Source organism: Pseudomonas costantinii (assembly GCF_001870435.1).
Lineage (GTDB): Bacteria > Pseudomonadota > Gammaproteobacteria > Pseudomonadales > Pseudomonadaceae > Aquipseudomonas > Aquipseudomonas costantinii.
In genome coordinates this window covers 246,827-271,044 of the sequence record NZ_MDDR01000006.1, presented here as the reverse complement: position 1 = coordinate 271,044, position 24,218 = coordinate 246,827, and the positions used below count along the sequence as shown (strand labels likewise).

The window sequence follows — 24,218 nt, the reverse complement described above, 5'->3', positions numbered from 1 at the left end:
GAGCGTGGGAACGATCTCGTACTCTTCCTTGTTTTGCCCTTCCATCACGCAAATCAATCTTGCTATCCAGCCTCTATTCGCGCACTTAGACTCAGGCCATTCCCTTAGAAGGTAAGCCGCCATGTCCGAGACGCTGCTCAGTTCCCGCAATCTGGCTTTCGAGCTGTACGAAGTCCTCGATGCCGAGAGCCTGACCCAGCGCGAGCGGTTTGCCGAACACAATCGCGAAACGTTCGATGCCGCCATCAGCACCGCGCGCAGCATTGCGGAAAAATATTTCGCGCCCCACAACCGCAAAAACGACGAAAACGAACCGCGCTACGAAGACGGCAAGGCGATCCTGATTCCAGAAGTGAAACCGGCGGTTGATGCGTTTCTTGAAGCGGGCTTCCTCAACGCCGCTCGCAGCTTCGAAGCGGGTGGCATGCAGCTTCCGACGCTTTTGTCGCAAGCCTGTTTCGCGCACTTCCAGTCCGCCAACGCGGCCTCCACGTCCTACCCGTTCCTGACCATGGGCGCCGCCAACCTGATTGAAAGCTTCGGCACCGAGGAGCAGAAACAACGCTTCCTGCAACCGATGATCGACGGCCGCTTCTTCGGCACCATGGCCCTGACGGAGCCGCATGCGGGATCTTCTCTGTCGGATATTCGTACGCGTGCAGAACCTGCAGCTGACGGCAGTTATCGCCTCAAGGGCAACAAGATCTTCATCTCCGGCGGCGACCACCCGCTGTCGGAAAACATCGTACATATGGTGCTGGCCAAGTTGCCGGATGCACCGCCTGGGGTGAAAGGTATTTCGCTGTTTATCGTGCCAAAGTTTCTGGTCAACGATGACGGCAGCCTCGGCGAACGCAACGACGTGCTGCTGGCCGGGTTGTTTCACAAGATGGGATGGCGCGGTACTACGTCCACCGCGCTGAACTTCGGCGATAACGGTAACTGTGTCGGCTATCTGGTGGGCAAGCCGCATCAGGGTCTGAGCTGCATGTTCCAGATGATGAACGAGGCGCGCATTGGCGTGGGCATGGGCGCAGTCATGCTCGGTTACGCGGGCTACCTGTATTCACTGGAATACGCCCGCGAACGGCCGCAAGGTCGCCTGCCCGACAGCAAAGACCCAACCACCGCACCGGTCTCAATCATCCAGCACGCCGATATCAAGCGCATGCTATTGACCCAGAAAGCCTACGTTGAAGGCGCCTTCGATCTGGGGCTGTACGCCGCACGCCTGTTCGACGACACCACCACCCTGGAAACCGATACCGAACGCAAGAGAGCCCACGAATTGCTGGACCTGCTTACGCCCATCGTCAAATCCTGGCCGTCGGAGTTCTGCCTCAAGGCCAACGAACTGGCGATCCAGATTCTCGGCGGCCACGGCTACACCCGTGAATACCCGGTAGAGCAGTATTACCGTGACAACCGCCTGAACCCGATCCATGAAGGCACCCACGGCATCCAGTCCCTGGACTTGCTGGGGCGAAAGTTGGCGCAAAACGGCGGCGCAGGCTTGAAGCAACTGATCCGCCTGATCGCCGAAACCGGCGCGCGGGCACAGGAGTATCCATCACTGACTGCACTGCGAGAGCCGCTGGAGCATTTGGTCGGCCGCCTGCAAAGCGTGACGATCGGCCTGTTGACGGATCTCGCCCAAGGCAAGGTCAACAGCAGCCTGGCAAACTCGGCGCTGTACTTGAAGGTGTTCGGGCATACGGTGATTGGCTGGCGCTGGCTGGAGCAGGCGATCCGCGCCGAGGAAGGACTGGCCAAGGGCAATGCGGCCGATGTCGCCTTCTATAAAGGCAAGCTCCAGGCCGCTCGGTACTTCCTGACCTGGGAAGTGCCGAGCTGCCATCATGAACTGGCGATTCTGGAGGCACGCGACGATACGTGCCTGGGGATGCAGGACGCGTGGTTCTAAGGCTGTCCAATCGCCTTGGAAATCACATCGACCGTGGCGCTGACTTGCTCTTGGTAACGGTCGAGTTCCTGCTGGTGATGCTTTTGCATTTCGATCTGCTCGGCGCACAGGTTCAGCGCAGCCAGTACCAATAGTTTGTCGCCGATCAGGGTCGGGTACTTTTTCTTGGTGGTGGCCAGGGAGGCCTTGAGCATGGTCACGGCGTGCATCAGGGTTTGGTCTTCCCCGGCCGGTGCCTTGATCGAGTAATCCTCTCCGAGAATCGAAACGACCTTTATCCCTTCATTCATGCGCCGACAGGACCTGCGCTCACACGCTCAACCAACGCCTGGATGCGCGCGGCGGTGGCGCCGTTCTTTTCTTCCTGCTCCATCAGGTTCAATTGCAGGCTGTCATTTTCATCTTTGGCACGGGCCAGTTCTGCCTTGAGGGATTCGTTGCTGCCCAGCAGGTCCTGATTCTGCTGTACCAGGTCGCTGACCAGTTGTTCCAATTGGCTCAGGGATGTTTCTAACATTTTGATTTCTCGGGCTTTTTCAAAGGGCGGTGACGATAAAGAATATTCACCTCGGATGCCAGGGTTATCCCAGGCGCGCAGCCCGTTTTTTAAGGGCCGGGCCGCACTTTCGAGCCTTAGTGACTCCAATTCCCCCTTCTGGTTCCTGAGCCCACCCAAACCTCCGCCAGATGCGACAAAAGCGCGCACTGCCTTAAGACTTTAGTCGCATGGCCGATAGGTGACTTACACCTCGTCTCATGGCCGCACGGATCGCGCTTCCCCCCAGGACTCCAGCATGTCTCTTCGTAATATGAATATCGCTCCGAGGGCCTTCCTCGGCTTCGCGTTTATTGGCGCATTGATGTTGTTTCTCGGTGTGTTCGCCCTGAACCAGATGGGCAAGATCCGTGGTGCGACCGAAGACATCACCCTGTCCAGCGTGCCGAGTATTCGCGCCCTCGACGAATTCACCCAACTGACCCTGCGCCTGCGGGTGCTGTCGTACCGCTTGCTGACCAACCGCGAGCCGGACGTGCAGCAAAAGACCCTGGAAGCCTTCGAAGTACGCAACCAGCAAATCCGCACCGCCCAGGGCATCTACGAAAAGCTGATCGACAGCGGCGAAGAACGCGCAGCCTACGATGAATACGTGCGCCTGCTCGGCCAGTACCATCAGATCGAAGAGCGCATGAAGAGCCTCTCGCGGGCCAATCAGGTAGAGGAGTTGCGCACCCTGCTTAACACCGAACTGCTGGCCAACTCGGAGCAGGTCAACGCGGTACTGACGCGCCTGGTGGAGATCAACAACAAGGCAGCCGACGCTGCCAACCAGCAAGCCGAAGACCAATACAACATGGCGTTTGACCTGGTGGTCGGCCTGTTGATCGTGGCCACGGCGCTGACCCTGTTGTTCGCCTGGCTGCTGACCCGCAGCATCACCCTCCCTATTTCCCAAGCCCTGGAAGCGGCTGAAGAAGTGGCCGAAGGCAACCTGACGCGCCCGATCAAGGTTGACGGTAACGACGAAGCTGGCCGCCTGCTGGCCGCCATGGCCAAGATGCAGGACAAGCTGCGCGACACCCTGCAACGCATCGCAGGCTCCGCCACTCAGTTGGCGTCCGCCGCCGAGGAACTGAACGCCGTCACCGACGAAAGCGCCCGCGGCCTGACCCAGCAAAATAACGAAATCGAACAAGCCGCAACCGCCGTCAATGAAATGACCAGCGCCGTCGAAGAAGTCGCGCGCAACGCGGTAAGCACCTCCGAAGCCTCGCGTAACGCTACCACCTCCGCCGGTGACGGCCGCGACCTGGTGCAGGAAACCGTCAGCGCCATCGAGCGCATGAGCGGCGATGTGCAAGCGACCGCCACGCTGATTGGTGATCTGGCCAATGAGTCCCGTGATATCGGCAAGGTGCTGGACGTGATTCGCGGCCTGGCCGACCAGACCAACTTGCTGGCCCTGAACGCGGCGATTGAAGCCGCGCGCGCTGGTGAAGCGGGCCGAGGGTTTGCGGTGGTAGCCGATGAAGTGCGGGCCCTGGCCCATCGCACTCAGCAATCGACCAGTGAAATCGAGCGGATGATCGGCAGCATTCAGACCGGCACCGAGCACGCGGTGGACTCGATGCGTAACAGCACCGAGCGCGCCGAATCGACGTTGAACATCGCCAAAGGCGCAGGGATGTCGCTGGATACCATCAACACGGCCATTATCGAGATCAATGAGCGCAACCTGGTGATCGCCAGCGCGGCGGAAGAACAGGCGCAAGTGGCGCGGGAAGTGGACCGTAACCTGGTGAACATTCGTGATTTGTCGGTGCAGTCGGCGACCGGTGCCAGCCAGACCAGTGCGGCGAGCAGCGAGTTGTCGCGCCTGGCGGTGGATTTGAATGGGATGGTGGGGCGATTTCGTCTCTAACTCCCCTTGATCGCTCCCACGCTCCGTGTGGGAATGCCTCTTTGGATGCCCTGCGTCCGCTCCAGGGCGTGACGCGGAGCGTCACAAGCTGCATTCCCACGCAGAGCGTGGGAATGATCTTTTGACAGCGCAGCAATTCAACAGGTTAGAATCGCTGGCACGCAGACTGCATGGTCAGTTTGTGCCTGTTTTTCCTGCTCATGGAGTACTGCCTTTGAATGCGACGACCATCAACAGCCTGTTCTTGATCGGCGCGTTGCTGGTGGGTGCGAGCATTCTGGTGAGTTCTCTTTCGTCCCGACTGGGCATCCCGATTCTGGTGATCATCCTGGCTGTGGGCATGGTCGCCGGTGTCGACGGCGGCGGCATCATCTTCGATAACTACCCGACCGCCTACCTGGTGGGCAACCTCGCCTTGGCCGTGATTCTGCTCGATGGCGGTTTGCGCACACGGGTGGCGAGTTTCCGCGTGGCACTGTGGCCGGCGTTGTCGCTGGCCACCGTGGGGGTGTTGATTACCACCGGCCTCACCGGCATGGCGGCGGCCTGGCTGTTCGACCTCAATATCATTCAAGGCTTGCTGATCGGCGCCATCGTCGGCTCCACAGACGCCGCCGCCGTGTTCTCGCTGCTGGGCGGCAAGGGCCTCAACGAACGGGTGACCGCCAGCCTGGAAATCGAATCCGGCAGCAACGACCCGATGGCGGTGTTTCTCACCGTTACCCTGATCGACATGCTCGCCAGCGGCCAGACCGGGCTGCACTGGAGCCTGCTGGGCCACCTGATCCGCGAATTCGGCATCGGCGGCATCATCGGCCTCGGCGGCGGCTGGTTGATGTTGCAGATGGTCAACCGCATCAACCTGGCCAACGGCCTGTACCCGATCCTGGTGATTTCCGGCGGTCTGGTGGTGTTCGCCCTGACCAACGCCCTGCACGGCAGCGGCTTCCTCGCGGTGTACCTGTGCGGCCTGGTGATCGGTAACCGCCCGGTGCGCAGTCGTCATGGCATTTTGCATATGCTCGACGGCATGGCGTGGCTGGCGCAGATCGGCATGTTCCTGGTGCTGGGCCTACTGGTCACACCCCATGATTTGCTGCCAATCGCATTGCCGGCCTTGGGCCTGGCGTTGTGGATGATCCTGTTTGCACGGCCGCTGTCGGTAATGGTCGGCCTGCTGCCGTTCAAGGCCTTCCACGGTCGTGAAAAAGCCTTTATCGCCTGGGTCGGCCTGCGCGGTGCGGTCCCGATCATTCTGGCGGTGTTCCCGCTGATGGCCGGCCTGCCCCATGCACAGCTGTACTTCAACCTGGCGTTCTTTATCGTGCTGGTGTCGCTGCTGGTGCAGGGCACGAGCCTGCCGTGGGTGGCCAAGCTGCTGAAAGTGACCGTACCGCCAGAACCTGCGCCGATTTCCCGCGCGGCGCTGGAAGTGCACGTTACCAGCGCATGGGAGCTGTTCGTCTACCGACTGGGTGCGGAAAAATGGTGCATCGGCGCGGCACTGCGCGAACTGAAAATGCCCGAAGGCACACGCATCGCCGCACTGTTCCGTGGGCAGCAACTGCTCCATCCGTCGGGTAGTACGGTGCTGGAAGTCGACGATTTGCTCTGTGTAATCGGCCATGAACACAACCTTGCGGCCCTCGGCAAACTGTTCAGCCAGGCACCGCAACGCGGCCTCGACCTGCGCTTTTTCGGCGACTTCGTACTGGAAGGCGACGCCCAACTGGGCGCGGTTTCCGCCCTGTACGGGCTCAAGCTCGAGGGTATCGACCCGGATATGCCACTGAGCAGCTTCATCACCCAGAAAGTTGGCGGGGCACCGATCGTCGGCGACCAAGTGGAATGGAACAACACGATCTGGACCGTCGCCGTCATGGACGGGAACAAGATCGGAAAAGTCGGCGTCAAATTCCCCGAAGGGAGTCGCCCAGGTCCTGGGCTCTTCCTCTAAACTGCGGGGCTATTGGCGCCACGCCCCCACCTTCTTTGCCTAGCTAGACCGGTACCCATGACACTACTGCGCACCTTCTTAGCCACCACCTTGCTGGGCCTGACCCTTTGTGTCGGCAACGTTTACGCCGCCGACCCGCCCAGCGCCGACGCCATCCAGCAAACCCTGGACAAGCTGCCCGACCGCAAGCTGCCCGACGCCGACATGAAGGCGCTGCAAACCATCCTGCAACAGACCCTGACCTACCTGGGCAACAAGCAGGATTACGAGCAGCGCCTCGTCGACCTCAAGCGCCAGCTGGAAGACGCCCCGCGCCAGACCACCGATAACCAGCGCGAACTGGTCCGGCTCAAGGCCACCAAGGTCATCCCGGTGGCGCAGCGCTACGCCACCCTGCCGGTACCGCAACTCGAGCAATTACTGGTGCAACGCACCACCCAGCAAGGCGACCTGCAAAAAGAACTGGCCGACGCCAACAGCCTGACCATCGCCGCCCAGACCCGCCCCGAGCGCGCGCAAACCGAAATCAGCAACAGCCAGACGCGCATCCAGCAGATCAACACGACCCTCAAGCTCGGTAAAGACAACGGCAAAACCCTCAGCGGTGACCTGCGTAACCAGTTGAACGCGGAACTCGCCGCGCTGAACGCCCTGATCCCCCTGCGCCGCCAGGAACTGGCCGGTAACAGCCAATTGCAAGACCTGGGCAACAGCCAACATGACCTGGTGGTAGAAAAGACCGCGCGCCTGGAGCAAGAGATCCAGGACCTGCAAACCCTGATCAACCAGAAACGCCTGGCCCAGTCCCAGCAGACCGTTACCCAACAGTCCATCGAAGCACAGAAAGCCGGTGGCAGCAGCCTGCTGGCCTCGGAAAGCGCCGACAACCTCAAGCTGTCCGACTATCTGCTCAAAAGCACCGACCGTCTCAATGAGCTGACCCAGAAAAACCTGCAAACCAAGCAGCAACTGGACACCGTAACCCAAAGCGACTCGGCCCTGGACGAGCAGATCAACGTGCTCAAGGGCAGCCTGCTGCTCTCCAAGATTCTCTATAAACAGAAACAAGCACTGCCACGCCTCACCGTGGACCGTAACCTGGCAGACGATATCGCCAACATTCGTCTGTACCAGTTCGAGGTCAACCAGCAACGCGAGCTGATCAGCTCCCCCGCCACCTATGTGGATAACTTGCTGGCCAACCAGCCGCCGGACGACGTCACCCCGCAACTGCGGCGCACCTTGCTGGAACTGGCAGTCACCCGTAGCGATCTTCTGGAACGCCTGAGCCGTGAATTGAGCGCACTGCTGAACGAATCCATCACGTTGCAGTTGAACCAGAAACAGTTGCTCAGCACCGCCACCACCTTGCGCGCGACGCTCGACGAGCAGATGTTCTGGATCCCCAGCAACAAGCCGCTGGACACCGAATGGCTGGAAACCGTACCGGATCACCTGAGCAGGCAGGTCACTACGTTGCCGTGGGCCTCCAGCGTCAGTGAACTGTATGACGGCCTGACCCAGCGCCCGCTGCTGTTCCTGCCGTTGCTGCTGTTGATCGGTGCCCTGTTGTGGCGTCGCAGCTACCTGTACCTGCGCCTGAAAAAGATCCACCTCGATATCGGCCACTTCAAGCGCGACAGCCAATGGCACACGCCAGTGGCGATCCTGGTGAATATCCTGCTGGCGTTGCCGGTGACCCTGGGCCTGGCGCTGTGCGGTTATGCGTTGCAGATCGACGCCCGTGGGCAAAACGCCAACCTCGGCGCGGCGCTGTTGCAGATCGCCCAGGCATGGCTGGTGTTCTACACCGCCTACCGCATCCTCGCGCCGGGTGGCGTGGCGGAACTGCACTTCCGTTGGGAACGACCTCAAGTGGCCTTTCTCCAAGCGTGGATACGCAAACTCGGGTTGGTGGTCCTGGCCCTGGTGGCCGTGGTGGCCATCGCTGAACATCAGCCTGCGGCGCTGTCCGACGACGTGCTGGGCATCGGCGTGGTGCTGACCTGCTACGCGCTGATGGCCTGGCTGCTGGGGCGCCTGCTGCTGAACAGCCCGACTCACGAAAAAGCCTCGTTGTTCCGTAAAGCCATGGGTTTGCTGTTTACCGCCCTCCCGATAGCCCTGTTTATCGCAGTGTGCTTTGGCTACTACTACACCGCGCTCAAACTCAGCGACCGGTTGATCAATACCCTGTACCTGCTGATGTTCTGGCTGGTGATCGAAGCCACCTTCGTACGGGGCCTGGGGGTTGCCGCACGGCGCCTGGCCTATGCCCGGGCTTTGGCCAAACGCCAGGCCGCCAAGGAGGCCGGCGATGGCGAAGCGGTGATCGAGGAACCGACCCTGGACATCGAACAGGTCAACGAACAGTCGATGCGACTGATCCGCCTGGCCTTGCTCGGCGGCTTTATCGCGGCGCTGTATTGGGTGTGGAAAGACCTGATCACGGTGTTCTCCTACCTGGACAACATCACACTCTACGAATACACCAGCGGCACCGGCGCCAATATCAGCATGGTGCCGATCAGCATCGGCGACTTGCTCGGGGCGTCGATCATCGTCGGCATCACCTTCGCCCTGGCGCGCAACTTGCCCGGTTTGCTGGAAGTGTTGGTGCTGTCCAAACTGGACCTGGCCCAAGGCAGCGCCTACGCCACCACGACCTTGCTGTCCTATGTGATTGCCGGCGTCGGCTTTGTCTCAACCCTGTCCACCCTCGGCGTGAGCTGGGACAAGTTGCAATGGCTGGTCGCAGCGCTGTCGGTGGGATTGGGCTTCGGGATGCAGGAGATCTTCGCGAACTTTATCTCCGGCATCATGATCCTGTTCGAGCGTCCGGTACGGATCGGCGACACCATCACCATCGGCAACCTGTCGGGTACGGTGAGCAAGATTCGTATCCGCGCCACAACCATTACCGACTTTGATCGCAAGGACATCATTGTCCCGAACAAGACTTTCATCACCGGGCAACTGATCAACTGGTCGCTGACCGACACCATCACCCGCGTCACCCTGAAGCTGGGTGTGGATTACGGCTCCGACCTGGATCTGGTGAAGGAACTGTTACTTCGGGCCGCGCGAGAAAACCCGCGGGTGCTGAAAGAACCGGAACCCCATGTGTACTTCCTCAACTTCGGCGAAAGTACCCTCGACCACGAACTGCGCATGCACGTGCGCGACCTCGGTGACCGTAACCCGGTGATCGACGAGGTGAACCGCTTTATCAACCGCGAGTTCAAAAACCACCACATCAACATCTCGTTCCGCCAGATGGAGGTCTACCTCAAGAACCTTCACGGCCAGGAATACAAACTGGTGGAAGTCGACACCCCGGCCAAGCCCGCCAACGACGGCGGCGTGCAAGCACCACCGCCGAGCAAACTCGACTAAAACGCCTATCCCCAGCAGAATGCTCGGACATTCTGCTGGAGATGGCCGGTGAAAGCCCTCGACGAACTGACCTTCGACAACCGCTTCGCACGCCTGGGCGACGCGTTCTCAACCCACGTATTGCCCGAACCCCTCGACGAACCGCGCCTTGTGGTGGCGAGCAATGCCGCCATGGCCCTGCTCGACCTCGACCCGGCGGTGGCTGAAACGCCGGTATTCGCCGAGCTGTTCAGCGGACACAAGCTGTGGGCGGAAGCGGAACCGCGGGCGATGGTCTATTCAGGGCATCAGTTTGGCGGCTACACGCCGCAACTGGGCGATGGCCGAGGGTTGTTGCTGGGCGAGGTGTATAACGAAGCGGGCGAGCATTGGGACCTGCACCTCAAGGGCGCCGGGATGACGCCTTACTCGCGGATGGGCGATGGCCGCGCCGTGCTGCGCTCATCAATTCGTGAGTTTCTCGCCTCTGAAGCGCTGCAGGCGCTGGGCATCCCCAGCAGTCGCGCGTTATGTGTGATCGGCTCCAGCACCCCCGTGTGGCGTGAGAAGCAGGAACGCGGCGCGATGGTGTTGCGCCTGGCTCACAGCCATATCCGCTTCGGGCATTTCGAATACTTCTATTACACCAAGAAGCCTGAGCAACAGGCAGAGCTGGCGGAACACGTGTTGAAACTGCACTTCCCCGAGTGCCAGGAACAGCCTGAGCCGTACTTGGCAATGTTCCGTGAAATCGTCGAGCGCAACGCCGAGCTGATCGCCAACTGGCAGGCGTATGGCTTCTGTCATGGGGTGATGAACACCGACAACATGTCGATCCTCGGCATCACCTTCGACTTCGGGCCATTTGCGTTTCTTGATGATTTTGACGCGCACTTCATCTGTAACCATTCCGACCATGAAGGGCGTTATTCCTTCAGCAATCAGGTGCCGATTGGGCAGTGGAACCTCAGTGCGCTGGCCCAGGCATTGACGCCGTTTATCAGCGTCGATGCCTTGAAAGAAGCGCTTGGCCTGTACCTGCCGCTGTACCAGGCACATTACCTGGACCTGATGCGTCGCCGGCTGGGGCTGACTACCGCCGAAGAGGATGACCAGAAGCTGGTGGAGCAGTTGTTGAAACTGATGCAGAACAGCGGCGTGGACTACACGCTGTTCTTCCGCCGCCTGGGGGATGAGTCAGCGGCGTTGGCTGTGGCGCGGTTGCGTGATGACTTTGTCGACCTTGCCGGGTTTGATGCCTGGGCCGAGCTGTACAAAGCCCGCGCAGCGCGGGACGGCGATGACAGCGAAGAACAGCGCCGTGAGCGGATGCACGCGGTAAATCCGCTGTACATCCTGCGCAACTATCTTGCGCAGAACGCCATCACCGCCGCAGAGTCAGGGGATTACAGCGAAGTGCGGCGGCTGCATGAAGTGCTGTCCAAGCCGTTTGAAGAACAGCCGGGGATGGAACAGTACGCCCAGCGGCCACCGGATTGGGGCAAACATTTGGAGATTAGTTGTTCGTCGTAAAAGCCTCAGATAAAGGTTTCTACTGAAACGCCAAAACGCTCGGCTAGCCAACGAATTTGCCGCAGGTTGAGCTGGCGCTTGCCGCTCAAGACCTCAGAGACGACCGACCGGGCGCCAACGCCTGGCAGGTCGCTCTGGGTGAGATTATGTTCGCGCATCATGTAGCGCAGCACATCGACACCACTGGCGACAGGCATGGGGCGATGCTCATGATCGTAAGCCTCGATCCAGTCACTGAGGATATCCACCAGGCTCATCAGCGGGCTGTCCTCGTCCTGAATATCGCAATTTGCTATAGCTCAAAACAGACCAATGGTTCAAAACAAAACAGGCTCTAACAGCCTAGATTGGCGACTCACATCAGCACGGGCGAAACTGTGAGTGGATGAGTCATCCTCCTACACGCCTTGATAAACCCAGTATCCGGCTCCAAATACACTCCATTGGCCACATCAGAGGAGCCCTCCATGTCCGAACCTTTTGTAATCCCCTGCCCGCATTGCAACGGCCTCAACCGCATCCCCGGCGAGCGCCTGGGCGATGCGCCGAAATGTGGGCGCTGCAAACAACCAGTTTTATTGAACAAGCCTTTTGAGCTGAAACAAGGCGACTACGCCAGCCAGATCAAGGGCGACCTGCCGTTGCTGGTGGATGTGTGGGCCGATTGGTGCGGGCCGTGCAAGTCGTTCGCGCCAGTGTTCGAGCAGGCGGCTGGACAGTTAGAAGGTAAGTGCCGGCTAGCCAAGCTCGACAGCGAAGCCAACCAGCAGTTGTCGGCGCAGCTGGGGATTCGCTCGATTCCCAGTTTGATCCTGTTCAAGAACGGCCGCGAAGTGGCGCGCCAAAGCGGGGCGTTTGCGCTGCCGCAATTGATGAGTTGGCTGCGTAGCCAGGGCGTGTAAACACGGTCAAATGCGGGAGATTCTATGTTCAGTGACCGAAGAACCTTAGAAATGCCCATCCAGACGCACAAGCCGGGCGACTCTGGCTTACCTGTAGGCAACGATAAAGGCCACACCCTTCTTGCCAGATCGTTCCTACGCTCTGCGTGGGAATGCATACCGTGACGCTCTGCGTCACCCATGCGCAGATCTTAAGGTGTGCGGCGTCAGGCGGGACGCGGAGCGCCCCAGGCGGCATTCCCACGCAGAGCGCGGGAACGATCAGTGCATCAGGCGTTTTCCAGCAGGTTATGCAACTCCACAAACTGCTGTGTCAGCTTATGCCGAGGGTCCAGGTGGATCAGCGGCTTGCTCTCCTGGTGCGACTCGCGCATGCGCACGGAACTGGCCAGGTACACCGGCAGCACCGGCAGGCCTTCAGCAATCAATTCATCAAGCATTTGCTGCGGCAGGCTCGCCCGAGCCTGGAACTGGTTGACCACGATGCCTTCCACTTCGAGGCCTTCGTTGTGGTCTTCCTTCAACTCTTCAATTTCAGCCAGCAGGCCGTACAGGGCCTGACGAGAGAAGCTGTCGCAGTCGAAAGGGATCAGCACTCGATCAGCGGCAATCAGCGCTGAAACCGCGTAAAAATTCAGCGCCGGCGGCGTATCCAGGTAGATCCGATCGTAATCTTCGCTCAGCTCATCCAGCAGCTTTCGCAGCTTGTTGATCTTGTGCTTGGCCTCAAGTTTGGGCTGCAGGTCTGCCAGTTCTGCGGTAGCGGTGATCACGTGCAGGTTGTCGAACGGGGTTTCGTAGATATCCACCTGGTTTTTCTTGGAAAACGGCCCGGAAGACAGGGTTTGCTTGAAAAAATCTGCGATCCCCATGGGGATATCGTTGCCGGTCAGCCCGGTGAGGTACTGGGTTGAGTTGGCCTGTGCATCGAGGTCCACCAACAGGGTTCGATAGCCTTCACTGGCACTGACCGCCGCCAGGTTGCAGGCAATGCTGGACTTGCCAACGCCGCCTTTCTGATTGAACACCACACGCCGCATGGAAAAACCTCCGTGTATCAATGAATGTCCGAGTGTAGAGGGCAAAAGCGCCTGTTAGCTACCTCGTTCATCCATGCACTGCTGCATCACAGGCACTCTGCGCACCGACGGCGATCCGAACCCGACAAATTAAAAGGAAGAGTCCGACAATCCAACCCACCCTCCGGTAAAGGACAATCTGTAAATCTTCACCATCTATTTGTAATCAGCCGTGAACAATTCTTTACCAAAGTTTGCTAGAACCCCACAGCACCGGGATAATGCGCGCCATTCGGCCATTGTTCCCTGTCCCGGTATTCGGGGCCAACGACCGCACATGGAAGCCCGCAGGGGCGGGATAACTTCTCAGTGATCACTTTCAACATCGCCCAATGGCGTGCGTGGGCGCCTGGCCTTGACAGCGCGGACGACTGGCATGCCTGGTGCCGAGCCCCGGTGGTGCTGCCTGCCAGCGACGCCTCTCCCGACGTGTCATTCCTGCCGGCCATGCAGCGCCGGCGCCTGAGCCGCCTGGCGCGCATGGCGTTCAGCGTGGGCTGGCCGCTGGCCGAGGGGCTGGAAGACCTGCCGCTGGTGTTTATTTCCCGGCACGGTGAGACCCCGCGCACCCTCGATATCCTCAGCGACCTGGCCAACGACCAACCGCTGTCGCCCACCCAGTTCAGCCTGTCGGTGCATAACGCGGTGATTGGCCTGTGGTCGATCCTGCGCAATGAAACCAGTGAAATGACCGCCCTCGCGGCCGCCGGTGATGGCCTGGAGCACGGCATGCTTGAAGCCGCCGCACTGCTTAACGAAGGTGCTCCGGCGGTATTACTGGTGATCACCGAAGAACAGCCACCCGAGACCTATGCCAGCTGGATCCACGATGTACCGTTCCCCTATGCCCTTGGCCTGCTGCTGACACCGGGCGACGAGTGGCAACTGGAACTCACAACCGGCGCTGTCCAACCCACTCAAACCCAGTGGCCTCACGCCCTGAACCTGCTGCGCACCCTGCTCACTGAACAGGCCGCCTGCCAACATGCCTGGAAGAACCGCGTATGGAACTGGCAACGCAAGCCCTGACCGACAAGCCACGGGACGCCTATTACTGGCGCCTGTTCGCCACCGCCGCGAGCTTCTTCCTATTCGGCGTGGGCGGACTGTGCCTGCGTTTACTAGTGTTTCCATTGCTCGGTTGCCTGCCAGGCAGCGCTGAAAAGCACCAGCGCCGCGCCCGCCACACCATCAGTTGGCTGTTCTGGTGCTTTGTTCGCCTGATGCAACGCGCCGGCGTGTTGACTTACAGCGTCGAAGGCGCCGAAAAGCTTGGTCGTCCGGGCCAGATGATCATCGCCAACCACCCGTCGCTGATCGACGTGGTGTTCCTGATCGGCCTGGCGCGCCAGGCCAACTGCGTAGTTAAGCAGAGCCTGTGGCAAAACCCCTTCACCCGTGGCCCGGTGCGTGAAGCCGGCTACATCAGCAACGATGGCAGCGCCGAAATGCTCGATGCCGCCGCCGCGGCCCTGCGCGAAGGCCAAACCCTGATCATTTTCCCCGAAGGCACCCGCACCCCACCCGGCGCAGCGCCTGCCTTTCATCGCGGAGGCGCCGCCATCGCGCTGCGCGGTGCGACAATCATCACCCCCGTGGTGATCAAGGTCAGCCCCACCACCCTGACCAAGGCCGAACCCTGGTATCGCATCCCAAAATGCCGCGTGCACTTCAGTTTGCGGGTGGGTGCCGATATAGAACCACAGGCGTTTGCCGCACTCGGGCCCGCGCCCCAGGCTTCACGCAAGCTCAACGATTACCTGCACCACTATTTTATTAAGGAGCTCGCCGAAGATGAGCGACAGACACCGCCTTGAGCACGACATAAAGACGCTGATCATCGAGGCCCTGGGCCTGGAAGACATCAGCGTCGACGACATCGGTAGCGACCAAACCCTGTTCGGCGAAGGCCTGGGCCTGGATTCGGTAGACGCCCTGGAATTGGGCCTGGCGATCCAGAAAAAGTACGGCATCAAGATCGATGCCGACGCCAAGGACACCCGCAATCACTTCACCAACGTGGCCAGCCTTGCGGCGTTTGTCACGGCCAGACAGGCAGCTTGAGACCGGACCATGCAAACTCGTGACGATATTTTCAACACCCTGCGCGATGCCTTGGTGGAACTGTTTGAACTCCCCCCGGAGCGTGTCACCCTCGATGCCAATCTGTATCAGGACCTGGAAATCGACAGCATTGATGCCGTGGACCTGATCGACCATATCAAGCGCCAGACCGGCAAGAAGATCGCCGCCGAAGAGTTCAAGGCGGTGCGTACCGTAAACGACGTGGTTGAGGCGGTGTACCGTCTGGTCACGCCCGCCGCATGAGTCGGCTGATCGGCCTTGGCCTGTTGTTGGCGGGGCTGCTGTACCCCTTCGCGGTGTATTACGGCACCGAACACTTTGCACCGTGGCAATTCGGCCTGCTGCTGGGCAGCCTGTGGCTGATGCGTGCGCTGACGGGTGCACGTCGCCCCGGCAGCCGCTGGATGGCCGTGGCGGTGATCGTGTTCTGCTTGGTGCTGGCATGGTTCGATAACCCGCACCTGCTGCGTTGGTACCCAAGCCTGGTCAGCGCCTTCATGCTGGCGCTGTTCGGTTTGAGCCTGAAATACGGCCCGCCGATGGTCGAGCGCCTGGCGCGCATGACCGACCCGGTACTGCCACCGCACGCGATTGTGTATACGCGCCAGGTCACCGTGGTGTGGAGCGCGTTTTTTCTATGTAATGGCCTGCTCGCCGCCGCTCTCACCCTGTGGGCGCCGCTGAGCTGGTGGACGTTGTACAACGGCCTGATCGCCTACGGGCTGATGGGGCTGTTGTTTGCCGTGGAATGGCTGGTACGACAAAGGGTTCGAGGCCGCGTATGAATGGGTTGAAACTTGAGCACGTGTTGCTTGAGCCGCTGGAACAGCGTTTGGTCACCACCGAGCCTGCGATGAATCACGCTCAACTGTGGGCGCACTCCCTGAGCCTGGCCGCAGGCCTGCAAGCACGTGGCATCCAGCGTTTGGCGGTGCATCTGGAAGATGCCGGCTTGCTGGCCATTGCCTTGCTAGGCGCTTGGCGGGCCGGGGTCAGCGTGTTGCTGCCCGCCGACTTGCAGCCTCAGACCCGACAGCGCTGGGATGATGCCGTTGACGCATGGCTGATCGAGGCCACTGACCTCGACGCGCTGTATCAGGCACCTTTGAGCCCTGCCGAACTCGATCTGGACACTTGCCAACTGAGCCTGTGCACCTCCGGCTCCAGCGGCGAGCCCAAGCGTATCGACAAGACCCTGCGCCAACTGGCCAACGAAGTTGAGGCCCTGGAAGCCCTGTGGGGCGCGGACCTCAAGGGCGCCTGCATCATCGGCAGCGTCGCCACACAGCATATCTACGGCTTGCTGTTCCGCGTGCTGTGGCCGTTATGCGCCGGTCGCACCTTTGTGCGCCAACAGTTGGCCTTCCCTGAAGATTTACAACGCGCCAGTCGCGAACACCCGCAGTTCGCCTGGGTCGCCAGCCCCGCGCTGCTCAAGCGCATGGGCGATAACCTCGATTGGCCTGCGCTGAGCAAAGTGGCGCGGGTGTTCTCGTCTGGCGGCGCCTTGCCTATCGAGGCCGCAGGTGAGCTTTATGATCGCTTGCAACAATGGCCGACGGAAATCCTCGGCAGCTCGGAAACCGGCGGCATCGCCTGGCGCCAAGGTGCACAACCCTGGCAGCCTTTTGCTGACGTTCAACTGAGCCAGGACGCCGACGGCGCCCTGCGCATTGCTTCGCCCTACCTGCCCGACGGGCATATCGAACAGACCGCTGACGCTGCGCGCATCCACGCCGATGGGCGCTTCGAACTGCTCGGTCGCCTGGACCGCATCGTCAAACTGGAAGAAAAACGCATCTCCCTGCCGATGCTGGAACAGGCGCTGATGGCCCACCCGTGGGTCACCGAAACCCGCCTGGGCGTGGTGCAGGAAAACCGCGCTTCCCTCGGCGCGCTGGTAGTGCTCAGTGCCGACGGCCTGCATGCCTTGCGCAACCAGGGCCGCCGCGCCGTCACTCAAACCCTGCGCCAACACCTGAGCCAACACTGCGAAGCCCTGGCCCTGCCCCGCCGCTGGCGTTTGCTGCGCCAGTTGCCACTGAATGCCCAAGGCAAACTGCCCCAGGCCGATGTCGCCGCACTGTTGCTCGCGCCCCGGCCGAAAACGCCGGAAGTGCTGGAGCAGGTCGAAGCCGACGGTGAATGGACCTTGCAACTGAGTATCCCGCCGGACCTGGCCTATTTCAGCGGCCACTTCCCGGCAACGCCGGTACTTCCGGGCGTGGTTCAGGTGGAATGGGCGTTCAACCTGGGCCAACAACTGCTCGATTTGCCGGCGACCTTTGCCGGCATGGAAGTGCTCAAGTTTCAGCAACTGGTGCGCCCCGGCGACAAAATCGAGCTGCACCTGCGCTTCGACCAGGAACGCAGCAAGCTGTACTTCGCCTACCGCAACGGCGTTGCAGCTTGCTCCAGTGGTCGAATTCAACTGGTAGCCGCCCATGCATAACCCCTGCGCACTGATTCCGGTCTATAACCATGAAGCCGCCGTGCCGGCCGTGGTTCACAGCCTGTTGAACAGCGGCCTGCCGTGCCTGTTGGTGGACGATGGCAGCAGCCCGGCTTGCGCAGCGGTACTCGCACAATTGGCGACGCTTGAAAACGTCACCTTGCTGACGTTGCCAAACAACCAAGGCAAGGGCAGCGCGGTCATGGCCGGTTTCCGCGAAGCCGCGCGCCAGGGCTTTACCCACGCGTTGCAAGTGGACGCTGACGGCCAGCATGACCTGCGCGAAGTCGAAGCCTTTATCGATGCCTCGCGCACCCATCCAACCGCCATCATCTGCGGCTACCCCGAATACGATGAGAGTGTACCCAAGGGCCGTTTGTACGCGCGCTACCTGACCCACGTGTGGGTATGGATCAACACCTTGTCGCTGCAGATTCGCGACTCTATGTGTGGCTTTCGCGTGTACCCGCTCGCGCCCACGCTGGCGCTGATGGACTCGGCCTACATCGGCACGCACATGGATTTCGACTCGGACATCCTGGTGCGCCTGGCCTGGCGCAACCAACCGATGCGCTGGCTGCCGACGAAGGTGCATTACCCCGCCGACGGCCTGTCGCATTTCCGCCTGTTCCGCGACAACGTGCGCATCTCCGTCATGCACACCCGCCTGTTCTTCGGCATGTTGGTGCGCGCGCCGATGATTCTGTGGCGACGGTGGCAGGCATGAGCGACAGCACCAAGCACTGGGCCGACCGCGAGGAGCGCGGCAGTTTCTGGCTGATGAAACTCACCGCCGTCGCCGCCAAGGTGCTCGGCCGTCGACTGCTGAGCCCGGTGCTGTACGGCATCGTTCTGTACTTTTTCCTGTTCGGCCGCACCGCGCGCCAGAGCGCCTGGGAATACCAGCAGCGCCTCGCGCAATGGAGCGGTCGCGATGAGCTGCGCCCTACCCACAGAAGAGTCTTCGGCCAATTCATGGCCTTCGCCGACGCCTTGCTCGACAAGCTCGACGTGTGGAACGGCAAGCTGCGCATCGAGCAAATCGAAATCAACGACCCCGCGCAATTGCGCGGGCAACTGCGCGGCGAACGTGGGCAGATGCTGGTGGGTGCGCACCTGGGCAACCTGGAAGTGTGCCGAGCGCTCGCGGAGATCGGTGAACAAGTCACCATGAACGTGCTGGTGCACACCAAGCACGCCGAACAATTCAACCGCCTGCTGGGCGAGGCCGGGGCCACCCATCTGCGCCTGATTCAAGTCAGCGAGTTGGACCCGGCCACCATGCTGCTGCTCAGCCAGCGCCTGGACGAGGGCGAGTGGCTGGCCATCGCCGGCGACCGCGTGCCGCTGCATGGCGGGCGCACGGTGCGCGTGGATTTCCTCGGCGTTGACGCCGCCTTCCCCCAAGGCCCGTGGCTGCTGGCCGGCCTGCTCAAATGCCCGGTCAACCTGCTGATGTGCCTGAAACACAACGGCCGCTATCGCCTGAGCATCGAGCCGTTCGCCCAATTGATCGAATGGAAGCGCAGCACCCGCGAGCAGGTGATCGCCCAGTGGACCGCATGCTACGCCGCGCGCCTGGGCCAGTTCTGCCTGGAAGCGCCCCAACAATGGTTCAACTTTTACCCTTTCTGGAAGACCGATGACGACGCATCTTGAGCCGGTAACCTTTGGCGAACGCCCATTGCGCATTGAAGACGTGCTGGCCCTGGCCAACCGTCAGGCGCCCACGCAGTTGCAAGATGACGCGGCGTATCGCCAGCGCATTGCCAAAGGCGCGCAGTTCCTCGACTCGCTGCTGGACAAGGAAGGCGTGATCTACGGCGTGACCACCGGCTACGGCGACTCGTGCGTGGTGGCGGTGCCGTTGCAACACGTCGAAGCGTTGCCGCGTCACCTCTACACGTTCCACGGTTGCGGCCTGGGCAAGTTGCTCGATGCACAAGCCACCCGCGCGGTACTGGCGGCGCGTTTGCAGTCGCTGTGCCACGGCGTGTCCGGCGTGCGCGTTGAGTTGCTGGAGCGCCTGCATGCGTTTCTCGAACACGACGTTCTACCGTTGATCCCGGAAGAGGGCTCGGTGGGCGCCAGCGGCGATCTGACCCCGCTGTCCTATGTGGCCGCGACCTTGTCCGGCGAGCGTGAAGTGATGTTCCGTGGCGAGCGTCGCCAGGCCGCCGACGTGCACCGTGAGCTGGGCTGGGACCCGCTGGTTTTGCGCCCAAAGGAAGCCCTGGCGCTGATGAACGGCACCGCCGTGATGACCGGCCTGGCCTGCCTGGCGTTCGCCCGTGCCGACTACCTGCTGCAACTGGCCACACGCATCACCGCGCTGAACGTGGTGGCGTTGCAAGGCAACCCGGAACACTTCGACGAGCGCCTGTTCGCCGCCAAGCCGCACCCGGGGCAAATGCAAGTCGCCGCCTGGCTGCGCAAAGACCTGGCGATTGATGCACCCACCGCACCGCTGCATCGCTTGCAGGATCGCTACTCGCTGCGCTGTGCACCCCACGTCCTCGGCGTGCTGGCCGACAGCCTGAACTGGCTGCGTTCGTTCATCGAGATCGAACTGAACAGCGCCAACGACAACCCGATCATCGACGCCGAAGAAGAACGTGTGCTGCACGGCGGCCACTTCTACGGCGGCCATATCGCCTTCGCCATGGACAGCCTCAAGACCCTGGTGGCCAACGTCGCCGACCTGCTCGACCGTCAACTCGCGCTGCTGGTGGACGTGCGCTACAACCACGGCCTGCCGAGTAACCTGTCGGGCGCGCCGGCCGACCGCGCGATGATCAACCACGGCTTCAAGGCGGTGCAGATCGGTACCAGCGCCTGGACCGCCGAAGCACTGAAAAACACGATGCCGGCCAGCGTGTTCTCGCGCTCCACCGAGTGCCATAACCAGGACAAGGTGAGCATGGGCACCATCGCCGCGCGCGACGCAATCCGCGTGCTGGAGCTGACTGAACAAGTCGCCGCGGCCACCTTGCTCGCCGCCAACCAAGGTGTTTGGCTGCGTGCCCAAGCTGAAGATGCGCGCGCCCTACCGCCGGCCTTGGCCGCCATGCATGCAGAACTCGCCAAGGACTTCCCGCCGGTCATCGAAGACCGTGCCCTGGAAGGCGAGCTTCGCCTATGCCTGAAGCGCATTGCAGAACAACATTGGAGGCTGCATGCGTAGCCAGGGCGTACTGCACAGCGACACCGAAATCCTCGTGCCATTTTTCGACGTCGACACCATGAACGTGGTGTGGCACGGGCATTACGTGAAGTACCTGGAAGTGGCGCGCTGCGCACTGCTGGATAAGATCGGCCACAACTACACGGCGATGCTCGAGTCGGGCTACGCCTGGCCGGTGATCGATATGCAGCTGCGCTACGTGCGCGGCGCGATGTTTGGCCAGACGATCAATGTGCGCGCCAGTTTGGTGGAGTGGGAGAACCGCTTGAAGGTCAATTACCTGATTACCGACCTTGCCAGCGGCGAGCGCTTGACCCGTGCCAGCACCGTGCAGGTAGCGGTGGACGTCGCCAGCCGTGAGATGCAATTGGCGTCGCCGACAGTATTTGTGGAAGCGGTTGAGAGGGCCTTGGCATGAGAGTATTTCTCCTGTTGGCGGGCCTATTGCTGAGCCTCAGCGCCCATGCCTTCGACCTGCAACAACTCAGCGATCAATTGGCGAAACCGTCAGTGATCCACGGCAGCTTCATTCAAGAAAAACACCTCCGTGCCCTGCCCCAACCCTTGGTCAGCAAAGGCACCTTCGTGCTCGCCAAAGACCACGGCCTGCTGTGGCTGCTGAAAACCCCGCTGCAACAGGACTACCGCATCAGTGCTCAGGGCATCGCCCGCCGTGACGCCAATGGCTGGCAACTGCTGCCGAACAAGAGCGCCGGTGCCGAGCAGAATCGTCTGTTCCTCGCCGTGCTCCAAGGCGACAGCAGCGGCTTGCAGCGTGATTTCGAATTGCAGCTGCAAGGCGAAGCCAGCCAATGGAAGCTGACGCTGATCCCGCGTTCGCTGCTGTTAAAACAAGTCTTCACCCAGATCAACATCGACGGTGGCGAGCGGGTGCAAAAAATCGAACTGCTGGAGACCCAGGGCGACAGCACCGTGCTGCGTATGCAGGACAGCACTGCAGCTCTTCCACTGAGTGACGCGGAGCAACACGACTTTGCCCAGTGAGCGCCTGCTGCCGCGCCTGTTCCTGATTCTGCTGGTAGGCGTGCTGGCCCTGGCCGGCTGGCAATGGCGCCACGGTGCACCGCTGTCGGCCAACCTGATGGAGCTGGTGCCGGGCAACACGCCGGACGCTCTGGAGCAGCTAGCCGAGCAGCGCATGCAGGAACCGCTGAACCGCGAGATGCTGGTGCTGGTCGGCCATACTGACCGCCAGCAAGCAGTGTCCATCGCGCAGCAATTGAGCGAGCGCTGGCAGGCCAGTGGCCTTTTTGAAAAGGTCCAGTGGAACCTGCAAGCCGACTTGCCGGCACTGCGTGAGCAACTGCTGCGCGGGCGTCTGGCAATGCTGTCGGCCAAAGACCGCGAGCAACTGATCGACCACCCCGACGCATTCATCCAACAGCGTGTGCAGTCGCTGTTCGACCCTTTCACCGGATTCAGCCTGGTCCCGAGCCAGGACGATTGGCTGGGCCTGACCGGACGCATCCAAAACAGCCAGCCGCAGCACGGGTCGGTGCAGCTGGATATCGGCAGCGGCGCATTGATCGCCGACGCCGACGGCAAGAGCTGGGTGTTGCTGCGGGCGCGTACTACCGGCAATGCCTTCGATATGAAACTGCCGGTGCAAGTGGCGGACTTACTTAAAGCGAGCCGTGAGCAAGCCAGCCAGCAAGGCGCACAACTGCTCGCGGCCAGTGGATTGCTGTATGCGGCGAATGGTCAGCAGCAGGCCACGCGGGAAATCACCTGGGTCGGTGGCGGCGCCACCCTTGGCATTCTGTTGCTGCTGTTGTTGGCCTTCCGCCGCTGGCGCGTACTGCTGGCGTTTGTGCCGGTGTTGGTGGGCATGCTGTTTGGCGCGGTGGCCTGTGTGGCGCTGTTCGGCCATATGCATGTGATGACACTGGTGCTGGGCTCCAGCCTGATCGGCGTGGCGGTGGATTACCCGCTGCACTATCTGTCGAAAAGCTGGAGCATGAACCCGTGGCGCAGTTGGCCTGCGCTACGCCTGACACTGCCAGGGCTGAGCCTGAGCCTGGCCACCAGTTGCATCGGCTACCTGGCGCTGGCGTGGACGCCCTTCCCGGCGCTGACGCAAATCGCCGTGTTCTCCGCAGCCGGCTTAGTCGGTGCCTACCTGTCGGCAGTGTGCCTGTTACCGGCGCTGCTCAAGGGCATCGAATTGCGCCCGGCGCAGTGGCCGCTGCGCATCGCCGAATGCCTGTGGCTAGTGCGTGCTTCGTTGATCAAACGCGTGCCGAGCCCGGTGCTGCTGGCGTTGGTACTGCTGTTCTGCGCCGGTGGCCTGTGGCACTTGAACAGTAAAAACGATATTCGCCAATGGATCGGCGCGCCGCCGCAATTGCTGCAAGAGGCGCAGGCCGTAGCCCGCATCACCGGCTTCCAACCCACCAGCCAGTTCTTCCTGGTGCGAGCGGACAATCAGCAGCAGTTGCTGGAACGCCAAGCCGCCCTGGGCCAACGCCTGGACCAATTGGTGAACATGGACAAGCTTCAGGGTTACCTGGCGCTCAATCAGATCGTCAACCTCCCTGCCGAACAACAACGGCTGCGTGATGCGCTGAACACGCTGCCGCAACACTGGCAGCCGCTGCTGGACCTCGGCGTCCCCGCCAGCGCCCTGCAAGCGGAGCTTGGACACTTGCAGGCGCTGCCCATCGAAAACATCGATGCCGCGCTGATCGGCCCATTGGCCGAGCCTTGGCGCATGCTGTGGCTGGGCCCGGTGGACAGCGGCGTGGCGGCGATGGTCAGCCTGCAAGGCTTGAATAACCCGGCGCTGCTGCGAGTCCAGGCCGTGGATTTGCCGGGGGTGCAGTTGGTGGATCGCTTGGGGGACTTGAACCGGGTATTCGCCGACACGCAGATCAGCGCCGCTGAACTGAAATTGATGTCCTGCGTGCTGATCGTACTGCTGCTGATCCTGCCCTTCGGTTTTGGCGGTGCCTTGCGTATCGTCGCCCTGCCATTGCTCGCCGCACTGTGCAGCCTGGCCAGCCTGGGTTGGCTGGGCCAGCCGCTGACCCTGTTCAGCCTGTTTGGCCTGCTGTTGGTCACGGCCATCAGCGTCGATTACGCGATTTTGATGCGCGAGCAGATCGGCGGTGCCGCCGTGAGTCTTTTGGGTACGCTGCTGGCAGCGCTGACGACCTGGTTGTCGTTTGGCCTGCTGGCGGTATCGAGTACGCCGGCTGTGAGTAATTTCGGCTTATCGGTCAGCCTGGGCCTGGCATTCAGCTTTATGCTGGCGCCCTGGGCCGGGCAACAGAAACACGCCTTATGA

General features: G+C 61.3%; 21 protein-coding genes and 2 pseudogenes. 19 read left to right on the top strand and 4 right to left on the bottom strand.

Annotation, left to right across the window (positions count from 1 at the left end):
• Positions 1-121: 121 nt before the first annotated feature.
• The gene (locus tag BFL40_RS04910) at positions 122-1,924 is read left to right on the top strand and encodes an acyl-CoA dehydrogenase (protein ID WP_071482702.1); all 1,803 of its coding nucleotides are present in this window, start codon (positions 122-124) and stop codon (positions 1,922-1,924) included.
• Here BFL40_RS04910 and BFL40_RS04905 read toward each other — a convergent pair.
• Entirely contained in the window at positions 1,921-2,214 is a 294-nt protein-coding gene (locus BFL40_RS04905; protein WP_071482701.1) for a cell division protein ZapA, read from the bottom strand. The genes BFL40_RS04910 and BFL40_RS04905 overlap by 4 nt on opposite strands.
• Positions 2,211-2,441, bottom strand: a complete 231-nt coding sequence (locus BFL40_RS04900; protein ID WP_071482700.1) for a hypothetical protein — start codon at positions 2,439-2,441, stop codon at positions 2,211-2,213. Before BFL40_RS04900 ends, BFL40_RS04905 begins: the two co-directional genes overlap by 4 nt.
• A 277-nt stretch (positions 2,442-2,718) precedes the next feature.
• Here BFL40_RS04900 and BFL40_RS34555 point away from each other — a divergent pair.
• The 5 genes and pseudogenes from BFL40_RS34555 to selO form a co-directional block, all read left to right on the top strand.
• Positions 2,719-3,441 (top strand): annotated as a pseudogene (locus BFL40_RS34555) (MCP four helix bundle domain-containing protein); the annotation flags it as partial.
• Between the two features lie 30 nt (positions 3,442-3,471).
• On the top strand, positions 3,472-4,344 hold the full coding sequence (locus BFL40_RS34550) for a methyl-accepting chemotaxis protein (protein ID WP_408003981.1): 873 nt from the start codon (positions 3,472-3,474) through the stop codon (positions 4,342-4,344).
• Positions 4,345-4,558: 214 nt separating this feature from the next.
• Complete coding sequence (locus BFL40_RS04890) at positions 4,559-6,301, top strand: potassium/proton antiporter (RefSeq protein WP_071482698.1); 1,743 nt, start codon at positions 4,559-4,561, stop codon at positions 6,299-6,301.
• A gap of 57 nt (positions 6,302-6,358) precedes the next feature.
• Positions 6,359-9,697 carry a mechanosensitive channel MscK gene (mscK, locus tag BFL40_RS04885; RefSeq protein ID WP_071482697.1) on the top strand — a complete coding sequence of 1,113 codons (3,339 nt, stop codon included), beginning with the start codon at positions 6,359-6,361 and terminating at the stop codon, positions 9,695-9,697.
• A 48-nt stretch (positions 9,698-9,745) separates the two neighbouring features.
• Entirely contained in the window at positions 9,746-11,209 is a 1,464-nt protein-coding gene (gene selO / locus BFL40_RS04880) for a protein adenylyltransferase SelO (protein WP_071482696.1), read from the top strand.
• Between the two features lie 5 nt (positions 11,210-11,214).
• Here selO and BFL40_RS04875 read toward each other — a convergent pair.
• Positions 11,215-11,487 (bottom strand): annotated as a pseudogene (locus BFL40_RS04875) (helix-turn-helix domain-containing protein); the annotation flags it as partial.
• A gap of 189 nt (positions 11,488-11,676) precedes the next feature.
• Here BFL40_RS04875 and trxC point away from each other — a divergent pair.
• Entirely contained in the window at positions 11,677-12,111 is a 435-nt protein-coding gene (gene trxC / locus BFL40_RS04870; RefSeq protein ID WP_071482695.1) for a thioredoxin TrxC, read from the top strand.
• Positions 12,112-12,380: 269 nt separating this feature from the next.
• On the opposite strand, the gene BFL40_RS04865 is transcribed toward trxC, so the two are convergent.
• A complete protein-coding gene (locus BFL40_RS04865) occupies positions 12,381-13,151 on the bottom strand; it encodes a ParA family protein (protein WP_071482694.1) in 771 nt (256 codons plus the stop codon).
• Between the two features lie 348 nt (positions 13,152-13,499).
• On the opposite strand from BFL40_RS04865, the gene BFL40_RS04860 reads away from it, so the two are divergent.
• Genes BFL40_RS04860 through BFL40_RS04805 form a run of 12 tightly spaced genes read left to right on the top strand, consistent with a single transcriptional unit; the run spans position 13,500 to position 24,218 of the window.
• Positions 13,500-14,219, top strand: a complete 720-nt coding sequence (locus BFL40_RS04860; RefSeq protein ID WP_071482693.1) for a beta-ketoacyl synthase chain length factor — start codon at positions 13,500-13,502, stop codon at positions 14,217-14,219.
• Positions 14,195-15,007 carry a lysophospholipid acyltransferase family protein gene (locus tag BFL40_RS04855; RefSeq protein WP_071482692.1) on the top strand — a complete coding sequence of 271 codons (813 nt, stop codon included), beginning with the start codon at positions 14,195-14,197 and terminating at the stop codon, positions 15,005-15,007. Before BFL40_RS04860 ends, BFL40_RS04855 begins: the two co-directional genes overlap by 25 nt.
• Entirely contained in the window at positions 14,985-15,254 is a 270-nt protein-coding gene (locus BFL40_RS04850; protein ID WP_071482691.1) for a phosphopantetheine-binding protein, read from the top strand. Before BFL40_RS04855 ends, BFL40_RS04850 begins: the two co-directional genes overlap by 23 nt.
• 9 nt (positions 15,255-15,263) lie before the next feature.
• Positions 15,264-15,518 carry an acyl carrier protein gene (locus tag BFL40_RS04845; RefSeq protein ID WP_016979215.1) on the top strand — a complete coding sequence of 85 codons (255 nt, stop codon included), beginning with the start codon at positions 15,264-15,266 and terminating at the stop codon, positions 15,516-15,518.
• Positions 15,515-16,060: a COG4648 family protein gene (locus BFL40_RS04840; RefSeq protein WP_071482690.1), complete on the top strand. Its 546-nt coding sequence runs from the start codon at positions 15,515-15,517 to the stop codon at positions 16,058-16,060. Before BFL40_RS04845 ends, BFL40_RS04840 begins: the two co-directional genes overlap by 4 nt.
• Entirely contained in the window at positions 16,057-17,727 is a 1,671-nt protein-coding gene (locus BFL40_RS04835) for an acyl-CoA synthetase family protein (protein ID WP_071482689.1), read from the top strand. The genes BFL40_RS04840 and BFL40_RS04835 overlap by 4 nt, the downstream gene beginning before the upstream one ends.
• The gene (locus BFL40_RS04830; protein WP_071482688.1) at positions 17,720-18,454 is read left to right on the top strand and encodes a glycosyltransferase family 2 protein; all 735 of its coding nucleotides are present in this window, start codon (positions 17,720-17,722) and stop codon (positions 18,452-18,454) included. The genes BFL40_RS04835 and BFL40_RS04830 overlap by 8 nt, the downstream gene beginning before the upstream one ends.
• The gene (locus BFL40_RS04825) at positions 18,451-19,386 is read left to right on the top strand and encodes a lysophospholipid acyltransferase family protein (protein ID WP_071482687.1); all 936 of its coding nucleotides are present in this window, start codon (positions 18,451-18,453) and stop codon (positions 19,384-19,386) included. The genes BFL40_RS04830 and BFL40_RS04825 overlap by 4 nt, the downstream gene beginning before the upstream one ends.
• Complete coding sequence (locus BFL40_RS04820; RefSeq protein WP_071482686.1) at positions 19,370-20,911, top strand: HAL/PAL/TAL family ammonia-lyase; 1,542 nt, start codon at positions 19,370-19,372, stop codon at positions 20,909-20,911. Before BFL40_RS04825 ends, BFL40_RS04820 begins: the two co-directional genes overlap by 17 nt.
• Positions 20,904-21,329: an acyl-CoA thioesterase gene (locus BFL40_RS04815; protein WP_071482685.1), complete on the top strand. Its 426-nt coding sequence runs from the start codon at positions 20,904-20,906 to the stop codon at positions 21,327-21,329. The genes BFL40_RS04820 and BFL40_RS04815 overlap by 8 nt, the downstream gene beginning before the upstream one ends.
• Positions 21,326-21,916: an outer membrane lipoprotein carrier protein LolA gene (locus BFL40_RS04810; RefSeq protein WP_071482684.1), complete on the top strand. Its 591-nt coding sequence runs from the start codon at positions 21,326-21,328 to the stop codon at positions 21,914-21,916. Before BFL40_RS04815 ends, BFL40_RS04810 begins: the two co-directional genes overlap by 4 nt.
• The gene (locus tag BFL40_RS04805) at positions 21,906-24,218 is read left to right on the top strand and encodes an MMPL family transporter (RefSeq protein ID WP_071482683.1); all 2,313 of its coding nucleotides are present in this window, start codon (positions 21,906-21,908) and stop codon (positions 24,216-24,218) included. The genes BFL40_RS04810 and BFL40_RS04805 overlap by 11 nt, the downstream gene beginning before the upstream one ends.